The sequence below is a fragment of the Enterobacter sp. BIDMC 29 genome, from assembly GCF_019378755.1.
GTDB lineage: Bacteria > Pseudomonadota > Gammaproteobacteria > Enterobacterales > Enterobacteriaceae > Enterobacter > Enterobacter ludwigii.
The window spans coordinates 4,332,517-4,353,034 of sequence record NZ_CP080000.1 but is presented as its reverse complement, the minus strand read 5'-3'; the positions used below and the strand labels follow the sequence as shown (position 1 = coordinate 4,353,034).

The 20,518-nt window shown below is 57.2% G+C and carries 18 protein-coding genes; 14 read left to right on the top strand and 4 right to left on the bottom strand.

Annotated elements, in window-relative coordinates; all coding sequences use genetic code 11:
- Positions 1-6 precede the first annotated feature (6 nt).
- From phnL to phnP, 5 genes are read left to right on the top strand one after another with little or no spacing between them, the layout of a single operon-like run.
- A complete protein-coding gene (gene phnL, locus JTA15_RS19320; RefSeq protein WP_020882817.1) occupies positions 7-687 on the top strand; it encodes a phosphonate C-P lyase system protein PhnL in 681 nt (226 codons plus the stop codon).
- Positions 684-1,820 (top strand): alpha-D-ribose 1-methylphosphonate 5-triphosphate diphosphatase, encoded by a 1,137-nt coding sequence (phnM, locus tag JTA15_RS19315; RefSeq protein WP_219372607.1) that lies wholly within the window; start codon positions 684-686, stop codon positions 1,818-1,820. Before phnL ends, phnM begins: the two co-directional genes overlap by 4 nt.
- Positions 1,817-2,368 carry a ribose 1,5-bisphosphokinase gene (gene phnN, locus JTA15_RS19310; protein WP_040018699.1) on the top strand — a complete coding sequence of 184 codons (552 nt, stop codon included), beginning with the start codon at positions 1,817-1,819 and terminating at the stop codon, positions 2,366-2,368. Before phnM ends, phnN begins: the two co-directional genes overlap by 4 nt.
- Positions 2,361-2,795: an aminoalkylphosphonate N-acetyltransferase gene (phnO, locus tag JTA15_RS19305; RefSeq protein ID WP_219372606.1), complete on the top strand. Its 435-nt coding sequence runs from the start codon at positions 2,361-2,363 to the stop codon at positions 2,793-2,795. Before phnN ends, phnO begins: the two co-directional genes overlap by 8 nt.
- A gap of 9 nt (positions 2,796-2,804) precedes the next feature.
- Positions 2,805-3,563: a phosphonate metabolism protein PhnP gene (gene phnP, locus JTA15_RS19300; RefSeq protein WP_040018698.1), complete on the top strand. Its 759-nt coding sequence runs from the start codon at positions 2,805-2,807 to the stop codon at positions 3,561-3,563.
- A 54-nt stretch (positions 3,564-3,617) separates the two neighbouring features.
- Here phnP and yjdP read toward each other — a convergent pair whose 3' ends face one another.
- Positions 3,618-3,941, bottom strand: coding sequence for a DDRRRQL repeat protein YjdP (gene yjdP / locus JTA15_RS19295; protein WP_014168254.1), 324 nt, complete (start codon positions 3,939-3,941; stop codon positions 3,618-3,620).
- Positions 3,942-4,010: 69 nt separating this feature from the next.
- Positions 4,011-6,293, bottom strand: coding sequence for an ATP-binding protein (locus JTA15_RS19290; protein ID WP_104440753.1), 2,283 nt, complete (start codon positions 6,291-6,293; stop codon positions 4,011-4,013).
- 181 nt (positions 6,294-6,474) lie between these two features.
- Between JTA15_RS19290 and JTA15_RS19285 the strand changes: the two genes are divergently transcribed.
- The 6 genes from JTA15_RS19285 to JTA15_RS19260 all read left to right on the top strand — a co-directional run bounded on the left by JTA15_RS19285 (position 6,475) and on the right by JTA15_RS19260 (position 12,605).
- The gene (locus JTA15_RS19285; RefSeq protein ID WP_020882824.1) at positions 6,475-7,995 is read left to right on the top strand and encodes a sugar ABC transporter ATP-binding protein; all 1,521 of its coding nucleotides are present in this window, start codon (positions 6,475-6,477) and stop codon (positions 7,993-7,995) included.
- Positions 7,992-8,987, top strand: coding sequence for a ribose ABC transporter permease (locus tag JTA15_RS19280; RefSeq protein WP_219372605.1), 996 nt, complete (start codon positions 7,992-7,994; stop codon positions 8,985-8,987). The genes JTA15_RS19285 and JTA15_RS19280 overlap by 4 nt, the downstream gene beginning before the upstream one ends.
- Positions 8,988-9,017: 30 nt before the next feature.
- Positions 9,018-9,959 (top strand): ABC transporter substrate-binding protein, encoded by a 942-nt coding sequence (locus JTA15_RS19275; RefSeq protein WP_014168243.1) that lies wholly within the window; start codon positions 9,018-9,020, stop codon positions 9,957-9,959.
- An 84-nt stretch (positions 9,960-10,043) separates the two neighbouring features.
- Positions 10,044-10,730 (top strand): D-lyxose/D-mannose family sugar isomerase, encoded by a 687-nt coding sequence (locus tag JTA15_RS19270; protein ID WP_219372604.1) that lies wholly within the window; start codon positions 10,044-10,046, stop codon positions 10,728-10,730.
- 10 nt (positions 10,731-10,740) lie between these two features.
- Entirely contained in the window at positions 10,741-11,601 is an 861-nt protein-coding gene (locus JTA15_RS19265; RefSeq protein ID WP_025206378.1) for a ketose 1,6-bisphosphate aldolase, read from the top strand.
- Positions 11,598-12,605 (top strand): carbohydrate kinase family protein, encoded by a 1,008-nt coding sequence (locus JTA15_RS19260; protein ID WP_086462941.1) that lies wholly within the window; start codon positions 11,598-11,600, stop codon positions 12,603-12,605. Before JTA15_RS19265 ends, JTA15_RS19260 begins: the two co-directional genes overlap by 4 nt.
- Here JTA15_RS19260 and JTA15_RS19255 read toward each other — a convergent pair.
- Entirely contained in the window at positions 12,602-13,333 is a 732-nt protein-coding gene (locus JTA15_RS19255; protein ID WP_014168239.1) for a response regulator, read from the bottom strand. The genes JTA15_RS19260 and JTA15_RS19255 overlap by 4 nt on opposite strands.
- Positions 13,334-13,588: 255 nt before the next feature.
- On the opposite strand from JTA15_RS19255, the gene fdhF reads away from it, so the two are divergent.
- Together fdhF and JTA15_RS19245 are read left to right on the top strand one after the other, a co-directional pair.
- Positions 13,589-15,736 (top strand): formate dehydrogenase subunit alpha, encoded by a 2,148-nt coding sequence (gene fdhF, locus JTA15_RS19250; protein WP_078774721.1) that lies wholly within the window; start codon positions 13,589-13,591, stop codon positions 15,734-15,736.
- 324 nt (positions 15,737-16,060) lie between these two features.
- On the top strand, positions 16,061-16,735 hold the full coding sequence (locus JTA15_RS19245) for a tetratricopeptide repeat protein (protein ID WP_014168236.1): 675 nt from the start codon (positions 16,061-16,063) through the stop codon (positions 16,733-16,735).
- Positions 16,736-16,808: 73 nt separating this feature from the next.
- Here the strand turns inward: JTA15_RS19245 and gltP are convergent, their stop codons facing one another.
- The gene (gene gltP, locus JTA15_RS19240; protein WP_013095082.1) at positions 16,809-18,122 is read right to left on the bottom strand and encodes a glutamate/aspartate:proton symporter GltP; all 1,314 of its coding nucleotides are present in this window, start codon (positions 18,120-18,122) and stop codon (positions 16,809-16,811) included.
- A gap of 423 nt (positions 18,123-18,545) precedes the next feature.
- On the opposite strand from gltP, the gene acs reads away from it, so the two are divergent.
- Positions 18,546-20,504 carry an acetate--CoA ligase gene (gene acs / locus JTA15_RS19235; RefSeq protein ID WP_020882831.1) on the top strand — a complete coding sequence of 653 codons (1,959 nt, stop codon included), beginning with the start codon at positions 18,546-18,548 and terminating at the stop codon, positions 20,502-20,504.
- Positions 20,505-20,518 lie beyond the last annotated feature (14 nt).

The following is a 20,518-nucleotide window of genomic DNA, read 5'->3' as shown; positions in this document are numbered from 1 at the left end:
GCCTCCATGATCCGCGTAGAAAATGTCAGTAAGACCTTTGTACTCCACCAGCAAAACGGCGTGCGCCTGCCGGTCCTGCACAGCGCCTCTCTGGAGGTTAGCAAGGGTGAATGCGTGGTGTTGCACGGCCATTCCGGCAGCGGCAAATCGACGCTGCTGCGCTCCCTGTACGCCAACTATCTGCCGGACGAAGGCCACATCTATATTCGTCATGGCAATGAATGGGTCGATCTGGTGCAGGCGCCGGCGCGTAAGGTGCTGGACGTGCGCCGCTCGACGATCGGCTGGGTCAGCCAGTTTTTGCGGGTGATCCCACGGATCTCCGCCCTGGACGTGGTCATGCAGCCGTTGCTGGACCTGGGCGTTCCGCGCGAGACCTGCGCCGCGAAAGCCGCCGGCCTGCTCACGCGCCTGAACGTGCCGGAACACCTCTGGCACCTTGCCCCATCGACCTTTTCCGGTGGCGAGCAGCAGCGGGTGAATATCGCCCGCGGGTTTATCGTCGACTACCCGATTTTACTGCTTGATGAACCCACTGCCTCGCTCGACAGCAAGAACAGCGCGGCGGTGGTTGAACTGATCGAACAGGCCAAAGCACGCGGCGCGGCGATCGTGGGGATCTTCCACGACGACACCGTTCGCTCCCGCGTCGCAGACAGGCTGCATCCGATGGGGACGCTCGCATGATCGTGAATAACGTAAAGCTGGTGCTGGAAAATGAAGTCGTTGATGGCTCGATTGAGATCCAGGCCGGAGAGATCCGCGCCTTTGCGGAAACCCAGAGCCGCGCCCCGGAAGCGATGGACGGTGAAGAGGGCTGGCTGCTGCCGGGCCTTATCGAACTGCACACCGATAATCTGGATAAATTCTTTACCCCGCGTCCGAAAGTCGACTGGCCAGCTCATTCCGCAATGAGCAGCCATGACGCGCTGATGGTCGCCAGCGGCATCACCACCGTGCTGGACGCCGTAGCGATTGGCGACGTGCGCGACGGCGGCGACCGTCTGGAAAACCTCGAGAAGATGATCAACGCCGTGGAAGAGACGCAAAAACGCGGCCTTAACCGCGCCGAGCATCGTTTGCACCTGCGGTGTGAACTCCCGCATCACACCACTCTGCCGCTGTTTGAAAAGCTGGTGGACCGCGAACCGGTCTCACTGGTCTCATTGATGGACCACTCGCCGGGGCAGCGTCAGTTCGCCAGAATAGAGAAATACCGCGAGTACTATCAGGGAAAATACGCGCTGACCAACGAGGAAATGGCGCGTTATGAAGAGGAACAGCGACAGCTTGCGGCGCAGTGGTCTCAACCAAACCGGCTCTCCATTGCCGCCATGTGTCGGGATCGCAACATTGCCTTAGCCAGCCATGATGATGCGACGCATGAACATGTGCGCGAATCACACCAGCTTGGCAGCGTAATCGCTGAATTTCCCACCACGTTTGAAGCAGCAGAAGCCTCCCGCACCCATGGCATGAACGTCCTGATGGGGGCGCCGAATATCGTTCGCGGCGGCTCACACTCCGGCAACGTGGCGGCAAGCGCGCTCGCGTCGCTAGGTCTGCTGGATATCCTCTCGTCCGACTACTACCCCGCCAGCCTGCTTGACGCCGCCTTCCGGGTCGCGGCTGACGAAAACAATCGCTTTACGCTGCCGCAGGCGATTCGTCTGGTAACGAAAAACCCGGCAACGGCACTTAATCTTCACGATCGTGGAGAGATAGCTGAAGGTAAACGGGCGGATCTGGTGCTGGTTCACCGTAAGGGCGAGCACATCCATATCGACCACGTCTGGCGTCAGGGAAAACGGGTGTTCTGATGGGAAGACTAATCTGGCTAATGGGGCCGTCAGGCTCTGGTAAGGACAGCCTGCTGTCCGCGTTACGGCAGCGGGAACATCCCCAGCTTCTGGTTGCGCACCGCTATATCACCCGTGCGGCGAATGCCGGGAGTGAGAACCATATCGCCCTGAGCGAGCCGGAATTTTTCACGCGCGCCGGGCAAAATCTGCTGGCGCTCAGCTGGCATGCCAACGGTTATTACTACGGGATAGGCATCGAGACAGACCTGTGGCTGCACGCCGGGTTCGACGTGCTGGTCAACGGCTCACGCGCACACCTTCAACAAGCGCGCGCCCGCTATGAAGCAGCGCTGTTGCCGGTCTGTCTGCAGGTCTCGCCTGATGTGCTGCGCAGCCGGTTGCAGAGCCGGGGTCGCGAAAACGCCAAAGAGATCGAGCAGCGGCTTGAACGTGCGGCGCGCTATACCCCATCGAACTGTCATATCCTCAATAACGACGGAAGTTTGCTACAGTCAGTCGATAACTTTTTAACGCTTATCCGTCAGAAGGAGAAACAGCATGCCTGACTGCCAGCTTCGCCCCGCCACTGCCGACGATGCGCAGATTGTTTACGCGCTGATTTGCGAACTCAAGCAGAGTGAGTTTGATCATCAGGCGTTCCACGCCGGGTATCTTGCCAATCTGCAGGACCACAATATGCGTTACCAACTGGCTGAATTAAACGGCCAGGTGGTGGGCATGATTGGCCCGCATATGCAGTTTCACCTGCACCACGCCAGATGGATTGGCGAGATCCAGGAGCTGGTGGTCATGCCGCAGGCTCGCGGTCTCAGGGTGGGCAGCCAGCTGTTGGCCTGGGCGGAGAACGTGGCGCGGCAGGCGGGCGCTGAACTGACAGAGCTATCCACCAGCGTGAAGCGCCTGGACGCTCACCGTTTTTATGCGCGTGAAGGGTATACGCAGAGCCATTTTCGTTTCACCAAACTGTTGTAGAGGCGCACGATGAGTCTGACGATTACGTTAACGGGAACCGGTAGCGCTCAGCTGGTGCCGGTGTTTGGCTGCGACTGCGCGGCGTGTCGCCGGGCGCGTCTGCAGGATAACCATCGTCGTCGCCCCTGTAGCGCGGTAGTCAAATTCAACGATGCGGTAACGCTGCTGGACGCCGGTATCCCGCACCTGATGGACGACTGGCCGGCAGGCAGCTTTCAGCAGTTTTTACTGACCCACTACCATATGGATCACGTCCAGGGGCTGTTCCCCCTGCGCTGGGGCGTCGGTGCCCCTGTTCCGGTGTACGGCCCACCAGACGAGGCGGGGTGTGACGACCTGTTTAAACACCCGGGGATTCTGGATTTCAGCCATACGGTAGAGCCGTTTGTGGTGTTTGAACTGCAGGGCCTGCGGGTCACACCGCTGCCGCTGAATCACTCGAAAATCACCTTTGGCTACCTGCTGGAGTCCGCCCACAGCCGTGTGGCCTGGCTTTCCGACACCGCCGGATTACCCGATAAAACGGTAAAATTCCTGCTCAATAACCGGCCGCAGGCGATGATCATCGACTGCAGCCACGAGCCGCGTGACGAAACGCCGCGCAACCATTGCGATCTGAATACGGTTATTGCCTTAAATGAGATCATCGGCTGTCCACAGGTGATCCTGACCCATATCAGTCATCAGTTCGACGTATGGATGATGGATAACCCGCTACCCGACGGGTTCGAGGCGGGATATGACGGAATGACGTTGTTGCTGGATTAGGTCACTCCCTCTCTGAATGAGAGGGCGAGGCGTATGGATGCTAAACCGCGCGTATCAGCGATCGTAATCGTCTTCTAACCGGCGCTCATCTTCTTCTAACTGACGTCTGTCATCATCCAGCTGGCGTTGACGCTCATCCAGACGGCGACGGCGATCCTCCAGTTGCCTGCGGCGATCGTCATACTGACGGCTGTCGGTCTGGCGGCTGCGATCGTAGCGATCGTCGTCATCATCGCTACTGCGACTGCTGCTGGGGTTATAGGCATCGTTGATCGCCTGCTGAATATTGCCAATGGCTTCATCAATAACATCGGCGTGAGCCAGTTGGCTGGTAAGTGACAGCAGACCAAATAACAGAGCGGTAGAGTAACGTTTCATAAGACCAGACTCGCAGGTGGACTGGCCTTACGGTAATGAACAACAGCTGGCTAGGGTAGCGGAGGAATCTCAAATTACCATCACCTTGCGCAACGCCTGCGCCAGCTGAACACGGGTAAAAGGCTTACGCAGTAACGCCACGTCCGGCAGTTGCGGGTTATGCGTCGGACGCAAATCCTGGCCGCTGATCAGCAACACCGGAAGCTGCGGATAATGGCTGCGCACATGGTTGATCACCTCGGCGCCGCTGAGGTTGCCGGGCAGCATTAAATCGCTAATAAACATGCCAATATCCGGTGACGCGTCCAGCATCTTCAGGGCCTGTTCGCCGTTGTCCGCTTCAAGCGTCAGATAGCCCAGCTGATGCAGCTGCTCGCACAGGGTCTGGCGGACATCGGCTTCATCTTCCAGCACCAGTACCAGGCGTTCATTTTCAACGGCAGCCGCGGCGGCCTGGGTCTCATCAGCAGAACGAACAGGCAGCGTCGAGCGTGGCAGATGCAGCCGCACGGTGGTCCCCTGCCCCGGCGCGCTTTCAATCTCCACGCGCCCACCGGACTGGCGTACAAAACCGTAGACCATCGACAGGCCTAATCCGCTACCGCTTCCGGTTTGCTTGGTCGTAAAGAACGGTTCGAAGACCCGGGATTTGACCTCCTGCGACATTCCACTTCCCCGGTCAATAACCTCCAGCGCCACCATATCCTGCCTGCGTCCGTCACTGCGGGTCACGCGCTGATTCCACGTGCGGATCTTAATAACCCCCGTCTGTCCCTCCATCGCATCGCGGGCGTTCATCACCAGGTTAATAATGGCGTTTTCCAGCTGGCTGACGTCTATCCACGCCGGCCACGCCGGTGATTGCGCTTCAATTTCCAGCGTCAGGGTGGCCGGCAGCGAGTGGTACATCAACTCCCGCAGGTTCTCGAGCAGCGGTTTCATCTCTACCGCGTGCGGGGTCAGGGATTGCTTGCGGGAAAACGCCAGCAGGCGCTGGGTCAGCACCGCACCACGCTCGGCGGCCTTGAGTGCCCGGGTGATACGCGGGGCGTCCTGTGAGTCAGGATCGGTGAGTTCCAGACTGCCAATGATCACCGCCAGCAGGTTGTTAAAGTCATGCGCCAGACCGCCCGTCAGCTGCCCGACGGCCTTCATCTTCTGGCTGTGCACCAACGCCTCTTCCAGCCCCTGACGCTCGATGCGGTCGATCTCCATCTGCGTGGTTTTTTCTTTCAGCAGGCGGGTGGTGTGGACAAGCGAGGCGGTGTTGCGGGCAAAAACGTTAAACGCTCGAGCCAGCTCACCCAGCTCATCACGACGCTGCAGCCCGGGGACGGAAACATCCTGCTCGCCGTGAGCAAGGCGCGACATCGCCCGGGAGATGGCCGTCAGGTTGGAGGCCAGATTACGGTAGATATACCAACAGGCGCACCCGGTGATGATCAGCGCCAGCACGGCGAACACACTGATAAATACGCTGATGGAGCGCAGCTCCTGGTGACTCTGGGCAGTGCGCAGCCGGGAGGCCTGCGCCACCTGTTCAACGTACTGATTGATGTCGCTGTTTAATATCGCCACCAGCGCCTTGATGTGGAACATATACCAGCTGATCGCCAGATCGCTCTCCTCCAGCTGCGTCGAGAGCGGAACAAGCTTGTGAAGCTCGGCATTAAAATCGGGCAGGATAGCGTTCACCACGGGCTGCGTCACGCTCCGGGGCAGCGTTGCCGTCACGGCATCCAGCTGTTGAACCGTGGCGCGCGGCGAGGGCGTTTCAATAGCGGCGATGATTAGCCTGTCCATTTCCATAAGCTGTTGCGCATCCGGGACGTTGCTGGCGTAACGGCGGTTGATGTCCTGCAGATGGCGTAAATAGCTCTGGCTTTGATAGAGCGCACTGAGAAGCGCATTACGCTCCAGATGACGCCGCTGCCCGCGCTCCAGCATGCCCGTCACGCTCTGCTGTAACTCATTACTTCTCTGAATAATTCGCGCCACCAGCGCGGGCTCCTGTTGCGCCAGTGGCGCATCGGCAAGCTGTTCCAGCGAGTGACGCAGCGCCATCTGCGTCTGCTTCAGGCGCTCGGCTTCGCCCTTGTATTCCAGCGCGCCTACAACTTGCGAGAGCCGCACCGCCGCCGTTGCCACATTGGCGGTATCGCGGGCGAGGTTCATGCTGCCGGTCATGTCATCCAGCGTCTGCTGCTGCACCTGTTCCTGGATCTGGCTGGCATGACGAAAGCCGAGCACCGCCACGCCGCTGACCATCAGCGTCACCGCCACCACCAGCAGATTAAAAATCAGCAGGCGACCACGGGCGCTGGCAAAGAAGGGCGGACGGTGTGATGGCATACGGTAAGCTCCAGTGCAATGTGATGCCCTCACCCTGGCCCTCTCCTGCTGAGAGGGAAAAAGCGGGGAATTGTGATGTAAGTTAACTATTCATAACTATGACAAATATGAACGGCTTCTGACATTTTGCATTTACCAACCTGTGATGAAGTGCGGATATCGACATTCAAGGAGATCCGCCATGAGCAGAACCCCGGTACTGGAGATGCGCAACATTGCCAAAACGTTTGGCCATTTCCACGCGCTCAAGGGTGTGGATTTGACGGTGTACCCCGGTGAGATCCACGCGCTGATGGGGGAAAACGGCGCAGGAAAGAGTACCCTGATGAAGATCCTCGCGGGGGCCTATACCGCCACCAGCGGTGAGATCCTGATTGACGGACAGCCGTTTCACATCAAAGGGCCAAAGGATGCGCTGGCCGCGGGTATCACCCTCATTTATCAGGAGATGCAGCTTGCCCCCAATCTGACCGTCGCTGAAAACATTTTCCTGGGCAGCGAGCTGTCGCGCGCGGGGCTGGTACAGCGCAAAGAGATGGCCGCACAGGCGCAGGCGGTGATTGACCGTCTGGGCGCGCACTTCAAGGCGACCGACCTGGTAATGAGGCTGACCATCGCCGAGCAGCAGCAGGTTGAAATTGCCCGCGCGCTGCACCGCAACAGCCGCATTCTGGTGATGGATGAACCCACCGCCGCCCTCTCCTCACGTGAAACCCATCGCCTGTTCGAGCTGATACTGCGTCTGCGAGAGGAAGGAATGGCAATTATCTATATCAGCCACCGCATGGCGGAAGTGTATGAACTCTCCGATCGCGTCAGCGTTCTGCGTGACGGGCAGTACGTCGGTAGCCTGACGCGCGACAAACTGAACGCCTCTGAGCTGGTGAAGATGATGGTCGGCCGTCCGCTAAGCGATCTGTTTAACAAAGAGCGCGATATCCCGCTCGGCAGCCCGCGTCTTAACGTGCATCACCTTACCGACGGCAAGAAAGTGCTCCCCTGCAGTCTGCAGGTGCGTTCCGGAGAAATTGTCGGGCTGGCAGGTCTGGTGGGCGCCGGACGTTCCGAACTGGCGCAGCTGATCTTCGGCGCGCGCAAAGCCACGGGCGGCATGATTGAGGTCGACGGCGAACCGGTGGTGATCCACTCCCCGCGTGCCGCCATCGACAACGGGATCGGTTTTCTCACCGAGAACCGCAAAGAACAAGGGCTGTTCCTCGAGCTGGCCGCACAGGAGAACATCACCATGGCGACGCTGGAGCGCGACGCCACCTTCGGCATGCTGAACCGCAAAAAAGCGCAGACCATTTCTGACGATGCGATCGCCCTGCTTAACATCCGCGTGCCGCATTCACAGGTCCGCGCGGGCGGCCTGTCCGGGGGCAACCAGCAAAAGCTGCTTATCTCCCGCTGGGTGGCCATCGGCCCACGCATTCTGATTCTGGACGAACCGACGCGCGGCGTCGACGTCGGGGCGAAAAGTGAAATCTACCGCATCATGAACCAGATGGCGCGCAAGGGCGTGGCGATCCTGATGATCTCCAGCGAGCTGCCGGAAATCGTCGGCATGAGCGACCGCGTCTATGTCATGCGTGAAGGCAGCATTGCAGGTGAACTTCACGGAGCAGAAATTTCTCAGGAAAACATCATGACGCTGGCGACCGGCGTGAACGACTCTCATCATCAGGCGGTGCAACTATGACAAATTCAACCCATCCGCAGCAGGTGGCGAAGTCCGCCTCTGCCAAAAAAATGCTGATGAGCGATCTGATGCAGACGGTCGGCATTTTGCCCATCTTGATCCTGATTGTGGCGGTATTTGGTTTTATCGCGCCTAACTTCTTTACCGAAAGTAATCTGCTCAATATCACCCGCCAGGCGTCGATCAACATCGTACTGGCCGCAGGGATGACCTTCATCATTCTGACCGGCGGGATCGACCTCTCCGTCGGCTCCATTCTGGGCACCACGGCCGTGGCGGCGATGGTGGTGTCGTTAATACCTGAGTTCGCCATGCTTTCTATTCCGGCAGCGCTCATGCTCGGCCTGGTGCTGGGTTTGTTCAACGGCGCGCTGGTGGCTTTTGCCGGGCTGCCGCCGTTTATCGTGACGCTCGGTACCTATACGGCCCTGCGCGGTGCGGCTTACCTGCTGGCGGACGGTACGACCGTCATTAACTCCAACATTAGCTTTGAGTGGATCGGCAATAACTATCTTGGACCCATTCCGTGGCTGGTGGTGATCGCGCTGGCGGTCATTGTGCTGTGCTGGTTTATTCTGCGTCGCACCACGCTTGGCGTTCACATTTATGCGGTTGGCGGCAACACGCAGGCGGCGCGTCTGACAGGCATTAAGGTCTGGCTGGTGCTGTTGTTTGTGTACGGCATGAGCGGGCTGCTCTCGGGCCTGGGCGGCGTGATGAGTGCCTCGCGTCTCTACAGCGCCAACGGCAACCTGGGCATGGGCTACGAGCTGGATGCGATTGCGGCGGTGATCCTCGGCGGCACCAGCTTTGTCGGCGGGATCGGCACGATCACCGGCACGCTGGTGGGGGCGCTGATCATCGCCACGCTTAACAACGGCATGACGCTGATGGGCGTCTCCTACTTCTGGCAACTGGTGATCAAAGGGGCGGTGATCATCATAGCGGTGCTGATCGACAAATACCGTACCCGACACCATCAAAGTGCATAACAACAATACCCTACAAGCGAGGAAGAGAAGATGCGTTTGAAACCGTTAGTGACCGCGCTCTGTGCTGGCGCGCTGCTTGCCGCAACGCCGTTTGCGCAGGCGAAAGATCTGAAGTCCATCGGCGTGACGGTGGGCGACCTGGCCAACCCATTCTTCGTGCAGATCACCAAAGGTGCCGAGCTGGAAGCGCGCAAACTGGCGGGGGATAACGTCAAAGTGACGCTGGTCTCCAGCGGTTACGATCTCGGCCAGCAGGTAGCGCAGATCGACAACTTTATTGCGGCCAAAGTGGACATGATCATCCTTAACGCTGCGGATTCCAAAGGGATCGGCCCGGCGGTTAAACGCGCGAAAGAGGCCGGGATCGTGGTTGTCGCGGTTGACGTCGCGGCGGAAGGGGCGGATGCCACCATCACCTCCGATAACACCCAGGCGGGGGAAATGGCCTGTAAATACATTACTGATCGCCTGAAAGGCAAAGGCAACGTGGTCATCATCAACGGGCCGCCAGTGTCCGCGGTGCAAAACCGCGTCGAAGGCTGCCAGACCGAGTTCAAAAAACATCCGGATATCAAGGTGCTCTCTGATAACCAGAACGCCAAAGGTAGCCGTGAAGGCGGTCTGGAAGTGATGACCTCACTGCTGGCGGCCAATCCGAAGATCGACGGCGTGTTCGCGATTAACGATCCGACGGCGATCGGTGCCGATCTGGCGGCAAAACAGGCCCAACGCAATGAATTCTTTATCGTTGGCGTAGACGGCAGCCCGGACGGCGAAGAAGCGCTTAAGCGTGAGAACTCCCTGTTTGTCGCGACGCCGGCTCAGGATCCGCAGGTAATGGCGGCAAAAGCGGTTGAGATCGGCTATGACATTCTGCAGGGCAAACCTGCGCCTAAAGAGCCTGTGCTGATCCCGGTGACGATGATCGATAAAAAGAACGTCGGATCCTATAAGGGGTGGACAGTGAAGTGAAGTAGTGCGGTTTGATGCCCTCACCCTGATCTTCTCTTCGCGGGAGAGTTGGGGTGAGGCCTGACATAGCGTCCTGGGGGCCCCATGAAACGCTCCGAAATCAATGAAATCCTTGGCCACACGCGGCAGTTCTTCTCCATGCACGATGTGCATCTCCCTCCCTTTGCCAGTTTTCCGCCGACGAAATGGCAGCAGCTTGATCCGGCCGCCTGGCAGGAAGTGTTTGATCTCAGGCTTGGCTGGGACGTAACGGCATTCGGCGGCGACCATTTTGCCGCACACGGGCTAACGCTCTTTACCCTGCGCAATGGCTCACCGAACGGCGTGCCCTATGAAAAGTGCTATGCCGAAAAAATCATGCACGTCCGGGATGGTCAGGTGACGCCCATGCATTTTCACTGGCGTAAACGGGAAGACATCATCAACCGTGGCGGCGGAAACCTGATCGTCGAGTTATGGAATGCCGATGCACATCAAGAACCTGAAAATACCGACGTGACCGTTACCCTCGACGGCTGTCTGCAAACCCACGCGCCCGGCAGTCAGTTACGCCTGCAACCCGGGGACAGCATCTGCCTCACCCCCGGCCTGTACCACAGTTTCTGGGGCGAACGCGGTTTTGGCGACGTACTGGTGGGGGAAGTGTCATCGGTGAATGACGATGAACACGATAACCATTTTTTACAGCCCATTGCCCGCTATAACAATATCGAAGAAGACGAACCGGCGGTGCTGGTGTTGTGCAACGAGTACAACCTGTTTCGGAAATAAGGAGTAAATAATGCCATTGATTTCTCTTGCCGACGGTCTTGAGCACGCCAGGAAACACCGCTACGCGCTCGGCGCGTTTAACGTTCTCGACTCCCATTTTTTGCGCGCGCTGTTTGCTGCCGCGAAACAGGAACGCTCGCCGTTTATCATTAATATTGCGGAAGTCCACTTTAAGTATGTCTCCCTGGAGTCGCTGGTCGAAGCAGTCAGGTTTGAAGCCGCCCGTCATGATATTCCGGTGGTGCTCAACCTCGATCACGGCCTGCATTTCGAGGCGGTGGTACGTGCGCTGCGCGTAGGCTTCAGCTCCGTGATGTTTGATGGCTCCACCCTGAGCTATGAAGAAAACATTCGCCAGACGCGGGAGGTGGTGAAGATGTGCCACGCGGTTGGCGTATCGGTAGAAGCGGAACTGGGTGCGGTAGGCGGTGACGAAGGTGGCGCGTTGTATGGCCATGCGGATGAAGCGTTGTTTACGGACCCGCTGCGGGCGCGCGAGTTTGTCGATGCCACCGGCATTGATGCGCTGGCGGTCGCCATTGGCAACGCGCACGGTAAATACAAAGGCGAGCCAAAACTCGATTTCCCTCGTCTGGACGCTATTCGCCAGCAGACCGGCCTGCCGTTGGTCTTACACGGCGGCTCCGGCATCAGCGATGCCGATTTTCGTCGCGCCATCGAACTGGGGATCCATAAAATCAACTTTTATACTGGCATGTCACAGGCCGCGCTTTCCGCCGTTGAGCAACGGATGGCAAAACGTCAGCCTCTGTACGATGAATTTGCAGAACTGTTGCTGGGTATAGAAGAGGCGATTACCGATACGGTCGCCGCGCAAATGCGCATCTTTGGCAGCGCGGGGCAGGCATAATGGAACGTAAAGGGATTATCGCCGCCGGCAATATGCTGGTGGATCACGTCCACCAGATTGTGCAATGGCCGGAGCGCGGCTGGCTGGCGGAGATTACCCACAGCGAACGTTCAACCGGCGGTGCGCCGCTGAACGTCCTGCTGACGCTGGCCAAAATGCACGTTGGCCTGCCGCTGCAGGCCGTCGGCCTGATTGGCGAAGATAGCGACGGCGATTACATCCTGGCGATGCTCGATCAGTATCACGTCAACCGCCAGCGGGTGCAGCGCACGACCTTTGCGCCAACCTCTATGTCGCAGGTTATGACCGACCCCAGCGGGCAGCGCACTTTTTTCCACTCCCCGGGCGCCAACCGTCTTCTGGATCTGCCCGCCTTCGACCGCCTCGACGGCGCAATGAAGATTTTCCATCTCGGCTACCTGTTACTGCTCGACAGCCTGGATATGCCCGATGACGAGTACGGCACCCGCAGCGCACGGCTGCTGGCCCAGATGCGCGATCAGGGGTATGAAACCTCGCTCGATCTGGTCTCGCGAAAGGGTGACCCGCGCTACCAGCCGCTGGTCCTCCCTGCCCTGCGCCATCTTGATTATCTGGTCATCAACGAACTGGAAGCCGGCGAGTTTAGCGGGCTGGAGATGCGCGACGAGAACGATGCTCCGCACATTGCCCATATCGCGGAAGCCGCCTCACAGCTTCTGGCGGCTGGCGTGCGTCAGCGGGTGGTGATCCACTGTCCGGAAGGGGCGTGGGGGTTAACACCGGACGATGAAGGGCGCTGGATCCCCTCCTGGTTGCTGGAGCGGGAAGAGATTATCGGCAGCGTCGGGGCGGGTGATGCCTTCTGCGCAGGCTTCTTATACGGCTGCCATGAAGCGTTGCCGCTGGTCGAGAGTATTTATCTGGCCCATGCCTGCGCGCGGGCAAGCCTGCTGGCTGCGAACGCCATTGATGGGGCAAAAACGCTGGCCGAGCTGCAGCTGTTTATTAAAGAGAATATTTAAGCCGCTTTCTCGCTGTGAGACACATCGGCAGCAAAGACGTAGCCCAGCCCACGGACGGTTTTAATGAGTGCGGGCTGATGCGGGTTGGCTTCTATTTTACGGCGCAGGCGCATGATCAACACATCGATTGTGCGGTCGAACACCTCGGCACTTTCGCTGTGCGTCAGCTCGAGCAGTTGTTCCCGGCTGAGCACCCGCCGGGCGTTCTGGGTGAGCGCCAGCAGCAGACCATATTCTCCCTGGGTCAACGGTACAGGGTTACGCTGCGGATCGCTGAGTTCACAGCGGGAAGTATCCAGCGTCCAGCCATTGAACGTCACGCCCGCCACGCGTGGCACCGGGGTATCTGCGGCCAGCGCCCCGGTCCGGCGAAGCACGGCTTTAACCCGGGCAACCACCACGCGCGGGTTAAACGGTTTGCCAATATAATCGTCGGCCCCCATCTCCAGCCCCACCACCACGTCTGACTCACTGCCCAGCCCGGTCAGCATCACCACCGGCAGCTCCGGACGTTGCTTTTGCAGGTGCAGTAATACCTGCAGGCCGTTGATATCCGGCAGCATCATATCCAGCAGGACAAGGGCGATGTGTGGCTCATGCTGAACCAGACTCAGCGCGTCCTGGCCGTTATGGCAGACGAGCACGCTAAAGACGTGCTCACTCAGCACATCCTGCAGCAGCTCGCAGACTGCGGTATCGTCATCAACCACCAGAATCGCCGGTTTCATCGCATGCTTCCATCAGGGGATTATGTTAAGTCTGAACTATTCTGCCGTCGGCTCCAGCCAATTTGACTTTTACATGACGGAATTACAACCCATGTCACATCCACTGCCCATTCGACACGTCAATTTTGACGATTGGCTGTTTTTCGTCAGGGTTTTGCCCCTCTGTTGGCCGTAAAGTCTGCTGATACCCACAATAAAAACATGGCATAGAAGCTGCATAGTGGGGCGTAAGCATTGATTAACTGGAGCAGACTGATGAAAAAAGTCGTCACGGTTTGCCCTTATTGTGCCTCGGGTTGCAAGATCAACCTGGTGGTCGATAACGGCAAAATCGTCCGGGCGGAGGCCGCCCAGGGGAAAACCAACCAGGGCACGCTGTGCCTGAAAGGCTACTACGGCTGGGATTTTATTAACGATACCCAAATCCTTACCCCACGCCTGAAAACCCCTATGATCCGCCGCGAGCGCGGTGGCAAGCTGGAAGCCGTCTCCTGGAGCGAGGCGCTGGATTATGTCGCCACGCGCCTGAGCGCCATCAAAGCCAAGTATGGCCCGGATGCGATCCAGACTACCGGCTCTTCACGCGGTACCGGTAATGAAACCAACTATGTAATGCAAAAATTCGCGCGCGCCGTTATTGGTACCAATAACGTCGACTGCTGCGCTCGCGTCTGACACGGCCCATCGGTTGCAGGTCTGCACCAGTCGGTCGGTAACGGCGCTATGAGTAACGCGATCAACGAGATAGATAACACCGATCTCGTGTTTATTTTTGGCTATAACCCGGCGGATTCTCACCCTATCGTCGCGAACCACGTGATTCGCGCCAAACAGAATGGGGCGAAAATCATCGTCTGCGATCCGCGCAAAATTGAAACGGCACGTATTGCGGATATGCACATTGCACTGAAAAACGGCTCGAATATCGCGCTGTTGAATGCGATGGGCCACGTCATTATTGAGGAGAATCTCTACGACCAGGCGTTCGTCGCGACCCGTACGGAAGGGTTTGACGAGTATCGGAAAATTGTCGAAGGCTACACGCCGGAGTCCGTCGAAGCGATAACCGGCGTAAGCGCGCAAGAGATCCGCCAGGCAGCGCGGATGTACGCCGGTGCGAAAACCGCGGCCATTTTGTGGGGCATGGGCGTCACCCAGTTCTATCAGGGCGTGGAAACCGTACGCTCCCTGACAAGCCTTGCGATGTTGACCGGAAATCTGGGCAAACCGCATGTGGGCGTGAACCCGGTACGTGGTCAGAATAACGTGCAGGGTGCGTGTGACATGGGCGCACTGCCGGATACCTATCCGGGCTATCAGTACGTTAAATTCCCGGAAAATCGTGAGAAATTCGCGAAGGCCTGGGGCGTTGAGAGCCTGCCGGAACATACCGGGTATCGCATCAGCGAGCTGCCGCACCGTGCGGCGCACGGTGAAGTGCGTGCCGCCTACATTATGGGTGAAGATCCGCTGCAGACCGACGCCGAGCTGTCAGCGGTGCGTAAAGGCTTTGAGGATCTCGAACTGGTGATTGTCCAGGACATCTTTATGACTAAAACCGCGGCGGCGGCGGATGTGATTTTACCGTCAACGTCATGGGGCGAGCATGAAGGTGTCTACACGGCGGCAGACCGCGGCTTCCAGCGCTTCTTCAAAGCGGTGGAGCCGAAGTGGGATCTGAAAACCGACTGGCAGATCATCAGCGAAATCGCCACCCGCATGGGTTATCCGATGCACTACAACAACACCCAGGAAATCTGGGACGAGTTGCGCAAACTGTGTCCGGACTTCACCGGTGCCACCTATGAGAAAATGGGTGAACTGGGGTATATCCAGTGGCCGTGCCGCGATGAGTCAGAGGCCGATCAGGGCACGTCGTATCTCTTTAAAGAGAAGTTCGACACCCCGAACGGACTGGCGCAGTTCTTCACCTGCGACTGGGTCGCGCCAATCGATAAACTCACCGATGAGTATCCGATGGTGCTCTCTACCGTGCGTGAAGTGGGCCACTACTCCTGTCGTTCGATGACCGGTAACTGCGCTGCGCTGGCGGCACTGGCGGATGAACCGGGCTATGCGCAGATCAACACCGCTGACGCAGAGCGTCTGGGTATTGAAGATGAAGCCCTGATCTGGGTGCACTCGCGTAAAGGACGCATCATTACCCGTGCGCAGGTCAGCGACCGACCTAACAAAGGGGCGGTCTATATGACCTACCAGTGGTGGATTGGTGCCTGCAACGAACTGGTGACGGAGAACTTAAGCCCGATAACCAAAACGCCGGAGTATAAGTACTGCGCCGTACGCGTGGAGCCGATTGCTGACCAGCACGCCGCGGAACAGTATGTGATTGACGAATATAGCAAGCTGAAAGCCAGACTGCGCGAAAGCGCGTTGGGTTAATGCCGTTAATTAATCGATGAATAAAAGGGGGTGACTTATTCACCCCTTTTTTATTTCTTAATAAGCTATTTATATTATCAATATATATTGTGCACACTGCCCCGCAGCAATAATGTCATTAGCACCGAAATAAATACCCGGCTTTGTATTTTAATTCAGTGAGAGAATCTCCCCTGCGAGCGTCTAATGCCCTCTTTCACAAGCATTATTGTGAGACGAAACGCGGCGGACACCGGGAAATGTTCATTCACCTTTACCGCGCCCGTTTTTTTCTTCTGCGACGACGATTATACTGCGCGGCGTGTACCCAGATGATAAGAATCCATGAAATCAATTTTTCTGATGTTGTTATTTTTTACGTCACTCGTCCACGCGGATGAGATTGGCAGCCAGTACAAGCAACAGGCGGAAGCGGGTGACGCCCGCGCCCAGTATTACCTTGCCGATACCTACTTCAGTTCCGGCGACAGCAAGCAGGCCGCGCAGTGGGCAGAGAAAGCAGCAAAAGGGGGCGATGTCGACGCCATGGCGTTGTTATCGCAAATCCAGTTTACACAGGGCGATTACGCGCAGGCCAAAGCGCTGGCGCAGCAGGCCACTATCGCCGGCAGTAAACGTGGCGCAATTATGCTGGCACGCGTGCTGGTCAACACCCAGGCAGGGAAAACTGACTACCCACAGGCCATCGCACTGCTGCAAACGGCAACCGAAGATATCGACAACGACTCCGCGGTGGATGCGCAAATGCTGCTGGGGATGATTTATGCCAACGGCGTTGAGGTGGCGCAGGACGACGTCAAAGCCGCGTCGTGGTTCAAACGCAGCTCCTCCCTTTCGCGTACGGGTTACGCGGAGTACTGGGCCGGAATGCTGTTCCAGCAGGGCGAGAAAGGCTTTATAACGCCGAATAAGCAGAAAGCGCTCTACTGGCTGAACCTGAGCTGTACCGAAGGGTTTGATACGGGATGTGAAGAATTTGACGCGTTGAGTGGGGAGTAAAGCCTCTTACACGGCCCTCTCTTTTGGCAGAGAGGGAATGCGAAAAGGCCGGGTTAACCCCGGCCTTTTTATTTTACTGGTCTGCGGTCTTATCAAAACGACCCAGCACTTCGCGTTCATACGCCAGCGCTTTTTTACGGTCGAATTTGTGCTCCCACTTAGCGATAACCAGCACCGCCAGGGCGTTACCCACCACGTTCAGCGCCGTACGCGCCATGTCGAGGATACGGTCGACACCGGCGATAAACGCCAGACCTTCCAGCGGGATCCCTACGCTGCCCAGGGTGGCCAGCAGGACGACAAAGGAGACGCCAGGTACGCCTGCGATGCCTTTTGAGGTCACCATGAGGGTCAGCACCAGCACGATCTCCTGCCACAGAGACAGGTCAATGCCGTACAGCTGAGCAATAAAGATAGCCGCAATACTCTGGTACAGCGTTGAGCCGTCCAGGTTAAAGGAGTAGCCGGTTGGCACCACAAAGCTGGTAATCGATGCCGGCGCGCCGTAGGCCTCCATCTTCTCGATAATACGCGGCAGTACGCTTTCAGAGCTTGCCGTGGAGTACGCCAGAATCAACTCATCTTTGAGAATACGGATCAGGATCCAGATGCTCAGTCCACACAGGCGCGCCACAATTCCCAGTACCACCAGCGCGAAGAACAGGATGGCGAAGTGAACCAGAATCACCAGCTTCGCCAGCGGCCACAGAGAGGCGAAACCGAAGTTCGCCACGGTTACCGCGATAAGTGCAAACACCCCAACCGGCGCGTAGCGCATCACCATGTGAGTCACTTTGAACATGGTTTCAGAAATTGAGCGGAACACGGTGACCAGCGGTTCACGGTGCGTGGCAGGCAGGGAGGAGAGACCCAGACCAAACAACACCGAGAAGAAGATGATCGGCAGCATCTCGCCCTTCGCCATGGAAGCCACGATGTTGGTCGGCACCAGCGAAAGGATGGTTCCCATCAGGCCATGCGCGTGGCTCTGTACTTCAGCGGTAGTGCTTTGATATTTCGAAATATCCACCGTCGCCAGCTGCGACATATCGATCCCGGATCCTGGCTGGAACACGTTCGCCAGTGTGATGCCCAGAATGATGGCAATCGTCGTGATCACTTCGAAATAAAGAATTGTCTTCGCGCCGATACGGCCTAACTGTTTTGCATCCCCCACACCGGCAATGCCGACGACCAGCGTTGAGATAACAATCGGTACGACAATCATCTTGATCAGATGAATAAAGATATCTCCTGCCGGGGAGAGCAGGTTCGCAATCAGCCACTCGCGGCTGTCGCTGTGATAATGCAGGTAACTACCCAGCAGGATACCCAGCACAAGGGCTAGCAAGATTTGCCAGGCCAGGCTGACTTTAACGTTTTTCATAGAAACTGACTTCCTCAATGAAGCGCCCTATTCACATAAACTGCATGAATATGGATACATACTGAAAGGGTATGAATTGTGTTGCGTTGGTTTATGGGATTTTTTAACGCGGCGTATGAGTATCATTTGCGCGGCATGTTGCGCAAGCCTTAAAGAACGGCACATTTCGCTGCAAAAAGCGGCCATGACGTGAGTTTGTCACAATTCCCATCAATAACTTTTTGTTATAAAAAGGCTTTTTTAATGGAAATTGTGAATAATCGGCACGGTGAATTATTTTCCTTCAAAGTTTCATTCGCTCATTTTTCATACTCTTCAAACAATGCGTGATCTGTAGCCCAAATAATAAACAAAGCTTGTAAAGCCCCTACTATTAACGTTTTTGCGACATATTATTAACATCTTACAAGGAGAAAAAAAGCCATGAGCCAAGTACATAAACACGACATTCCCGCAAACATTGCGGACCGTTGCCTGATAAACCCGGAGCAGTACCACGAGAAGTATCAGCAATCCGTCTCCAGCCCGGACGTCTTCTGGGGTGAGCAGGGCCATATTCTTGACTGGATTAAACCTTATCAGAAGGTGAAGAACACCTCCTTTGCGCCCGGCAACGTCTCCATTAAATGGTACGAAGACGGCACGCTGAACCTGGCAGCAAACTGTCTTGACCGCCACCTTGCCGAACGCGGTAATGAAACGGCCATTATCTGGGAGGGTGACGACGCCTCTCAAAGCAAACACATTACTTATAAAGAACTGCACCGCGACGTGTGCCGCTTTGCCAACGTTCTGCTGGAAAGGGGCATTAAAAAAGGCGACGTGGTGGCTATCTATATGCCAATGGTGCCTGAAGCGGCAGTAGCCATGCTGGCCTGCGCGCGCATCGGTGCGATTCACTCGGTGATTTTTGGCGGCTTCTCACCGGAAGCGGTAGCCGGACGTATTGTCGATTCCAGCTCGAAACTGGTGATCACGGCCGATGAAGGCGTGCGCGCTGGCCGTGGCATTCCCCTGAAGAAAAACGTCGATGAAGCGCTGAAAAATCCGAACGTGAAAACCGTCAGCAACGTCATCGTTCTCAAGCGTACCGGCGGCAAGATCGACTGGAATGAAGGACGCGACCTGTGGTGGAGCGATCTGATTGAAAAAGCCAGCGACCAGCATCAGCCGGAAGAGATGAACGCGGAAGACCCGCTGTTTATTCTTTACACCTCCGGCTCAACCGGCAAACCGAAAGGCGTGCTGCACACCACCGGCGGCTATCTGGTCTATGCCGCTACCACCTTCAAGTACGTATTCGACTACCATCCGGGCGACATTTACTGGTGTACTGCCGACGTAGGCTGGGTCACCGGTCACAGCTACCTGCTTTACGGCCCGCTGGCCTGTGGTGCCACTACGCTGATGTTTGAAGGCGTACCGAACTGGCCAACGCCGGCACGCATGTGTCAGGTGGTCGACAAACACAAGGTCAATATTCTCTATACCGCCCCAACGGCGATCCGCGCATTAATGGCGGAAGGCGATAAGGCCATTGAAGGCACTGACCGCTCTTCGCTGCGCATCCTCGGTTCCGTTGGCGAGCCCATCAACCCGGAAGCCTGGGAGTGGTACTGGAAGAAAATCGGCAACGAAAAATGTCCGGTAATGGACACCTGGTGGCAGACCGAAACCGGCGGCTTTATGATCACCCCTATGCCGGGTGCGACGCAGTTAAAAGCCGGTTCAGCAACTCAACCTTTCTTCGGCGTACAACCTGCGCTGGTGGATAACGAAGGTAATCCGCTGGACGGGGCCACCGAAGGCAATCTGGTGATCACCGATTCCTGGCCGGGCCAGGCGCGTACCCTGTTCGGCGACCACGAGCGCTTTGAGCAGACCTACTTCTCGACCTTTAAAAATATGTACTTTAGCGGTGACGGCGCCCGGCGTGACGAGGACGGTTATTACTGGATAACCGGGCGCGTGGACGACGTGCTGAACGTCTCCGGCCACCGTCTGGGTACCGCGGAGATTGAATCCGCGCTGGTATCTCATCCGAAGATCGCCGAAGCCGCCGTCGTTGGGATCCCACACAACATTAAAGGCCAGGCGATTTACGCCTACGTCACGCTGAATCATGGCGAAGAGCCGTCACCAGAGCTGTATGCCGAGGTGCGCAACTGGGTACGTAAAGAGATTGGCCCGCTTGCCACGCCGGACGTGCTGCACTGGACCGACTCTCTGCCGAAAACCCGCTCAGGCAAAATTATGCGCCGCATATTGCGCAAAATCGCAGCCGGTGACACCAGCAACCTCGGTGATACCTCAACGCTTGCCGATCCTGGCGTGGTGGAAAAACTGCTCGAAGAGAAGCAGTCCATCGCAATGCCATCGTAACGCGATCTCCCCTC

What these genes read in the sequence shown, in the direction of transcription:
- acs (WP_020882831.1), top strand. Translation starts at nt 18,546, where the DNA reads ATGAGCCAAGTACATAAACACGACATTCCCGCAAACATTGCGGACCGT.
- JTA15_RS19270 (WP_219372604.1), top strand. Translation starts at nt 10,044, where the DNA reads ATGAAACGCTCCGAAATCAATGAAATCCTTGGCCACACGCGGCAGTTC.
- gltP (WP_013095082.1), bottom strand. Translation starts at nt 18,122, where the DNA reads ATGAAAAACGTTAAAGTCAGCCTGGCCTGGCAAATCTTGCTAGCCCTT.
- JTA15_RS19280 (WP_219372605.1), top strand. Translation starts at nt 7,992, where the DNA reads ATGACAAATTCAACCCATCCGCAGCAGGTGGCGAAGTCCGCCTCTGCC.
- JTA15_RS19265 (WP_025206378.1), top strand. Translation starts at nt 10,741, where the DNA reads ATGCCATTGATTTCTCTTGCCGACGGTCTTGAGCACGCCAGGAAACAC.
- phnP (WP_040018698.1), top strand. Translation starts at nt 2,805, where the DNA reads ATGAGTCTGACGATTACGTTAACGGGAACCGGTAGCGCTCAGCTGGTG.
- JTA15_RS19290 (WP_104440753.1), bottom strand. Translation starts at nt 6,293, where the DNA reads ATGCCATCACACCGTCCGCCCTTCTTTGCCAGCGCCCGTGGTCGCCTG.
- phnO (WP_219372606.1), top strand. Translation starts at nt 2,361, where the DNA reads ATGCCTGACTGCCAGCTTCGCCCCGCCACTGCCGACGATGCGCAGATT.
- yjdP (WP_014168254.1), bottom strand. Translation starts at nt 3,941, where the DNA reads ATGAAACGTTACTCTACCGCTCTGTTATTTGGTCTGCTGTCACTTACC.
- phnM (WP_219372607.1), top strand. Translation starts at nt 684, where the DNA reads ATGATCGTGAATAACGTAAAGCTGGTGCTGGAAAATGAAGTCGTTGAT.
- JTA15_RS19245 (WP_014168236.1), top strand. Translation starts at nt 16,061, where the DNA reads ATGAAATCAATTTTTCTGATGTTGTTATTTTTTACGTCACTCGTCCAC.
- JTA15_RS19285 (WP_020882824.1), top strand. Translation starts at nt 6,475, where the DNA reads ATGAGCAGAACCCCGGTACTGGAGATGCGCAACATTGCCAAAACGTTT.
- JTA15_RS19275 (WP_014168243.1), top strand. Translation starts at nt 9,018, where the DNA reads ATGCGTTTGAAACCGTTAGTGACCGCGCTCTGTGCTGGCGCGCTGCTT.
- JTA15_RS19255 (WP_014168239.1), bottom strand. Translation starts at nt 13,333, where the DNA reads ATGAAACCGGCGATTCTGGTGGTTGATGACGATACCGCAGTCTGCGAG.
- phnL (WP_020882817.1), top strand. Translation starts at nt 7, where the DNA reads ATGATCCGCGTAGAAAATGTCAGTAAGACCTTTGTACTCCACCAGCAA.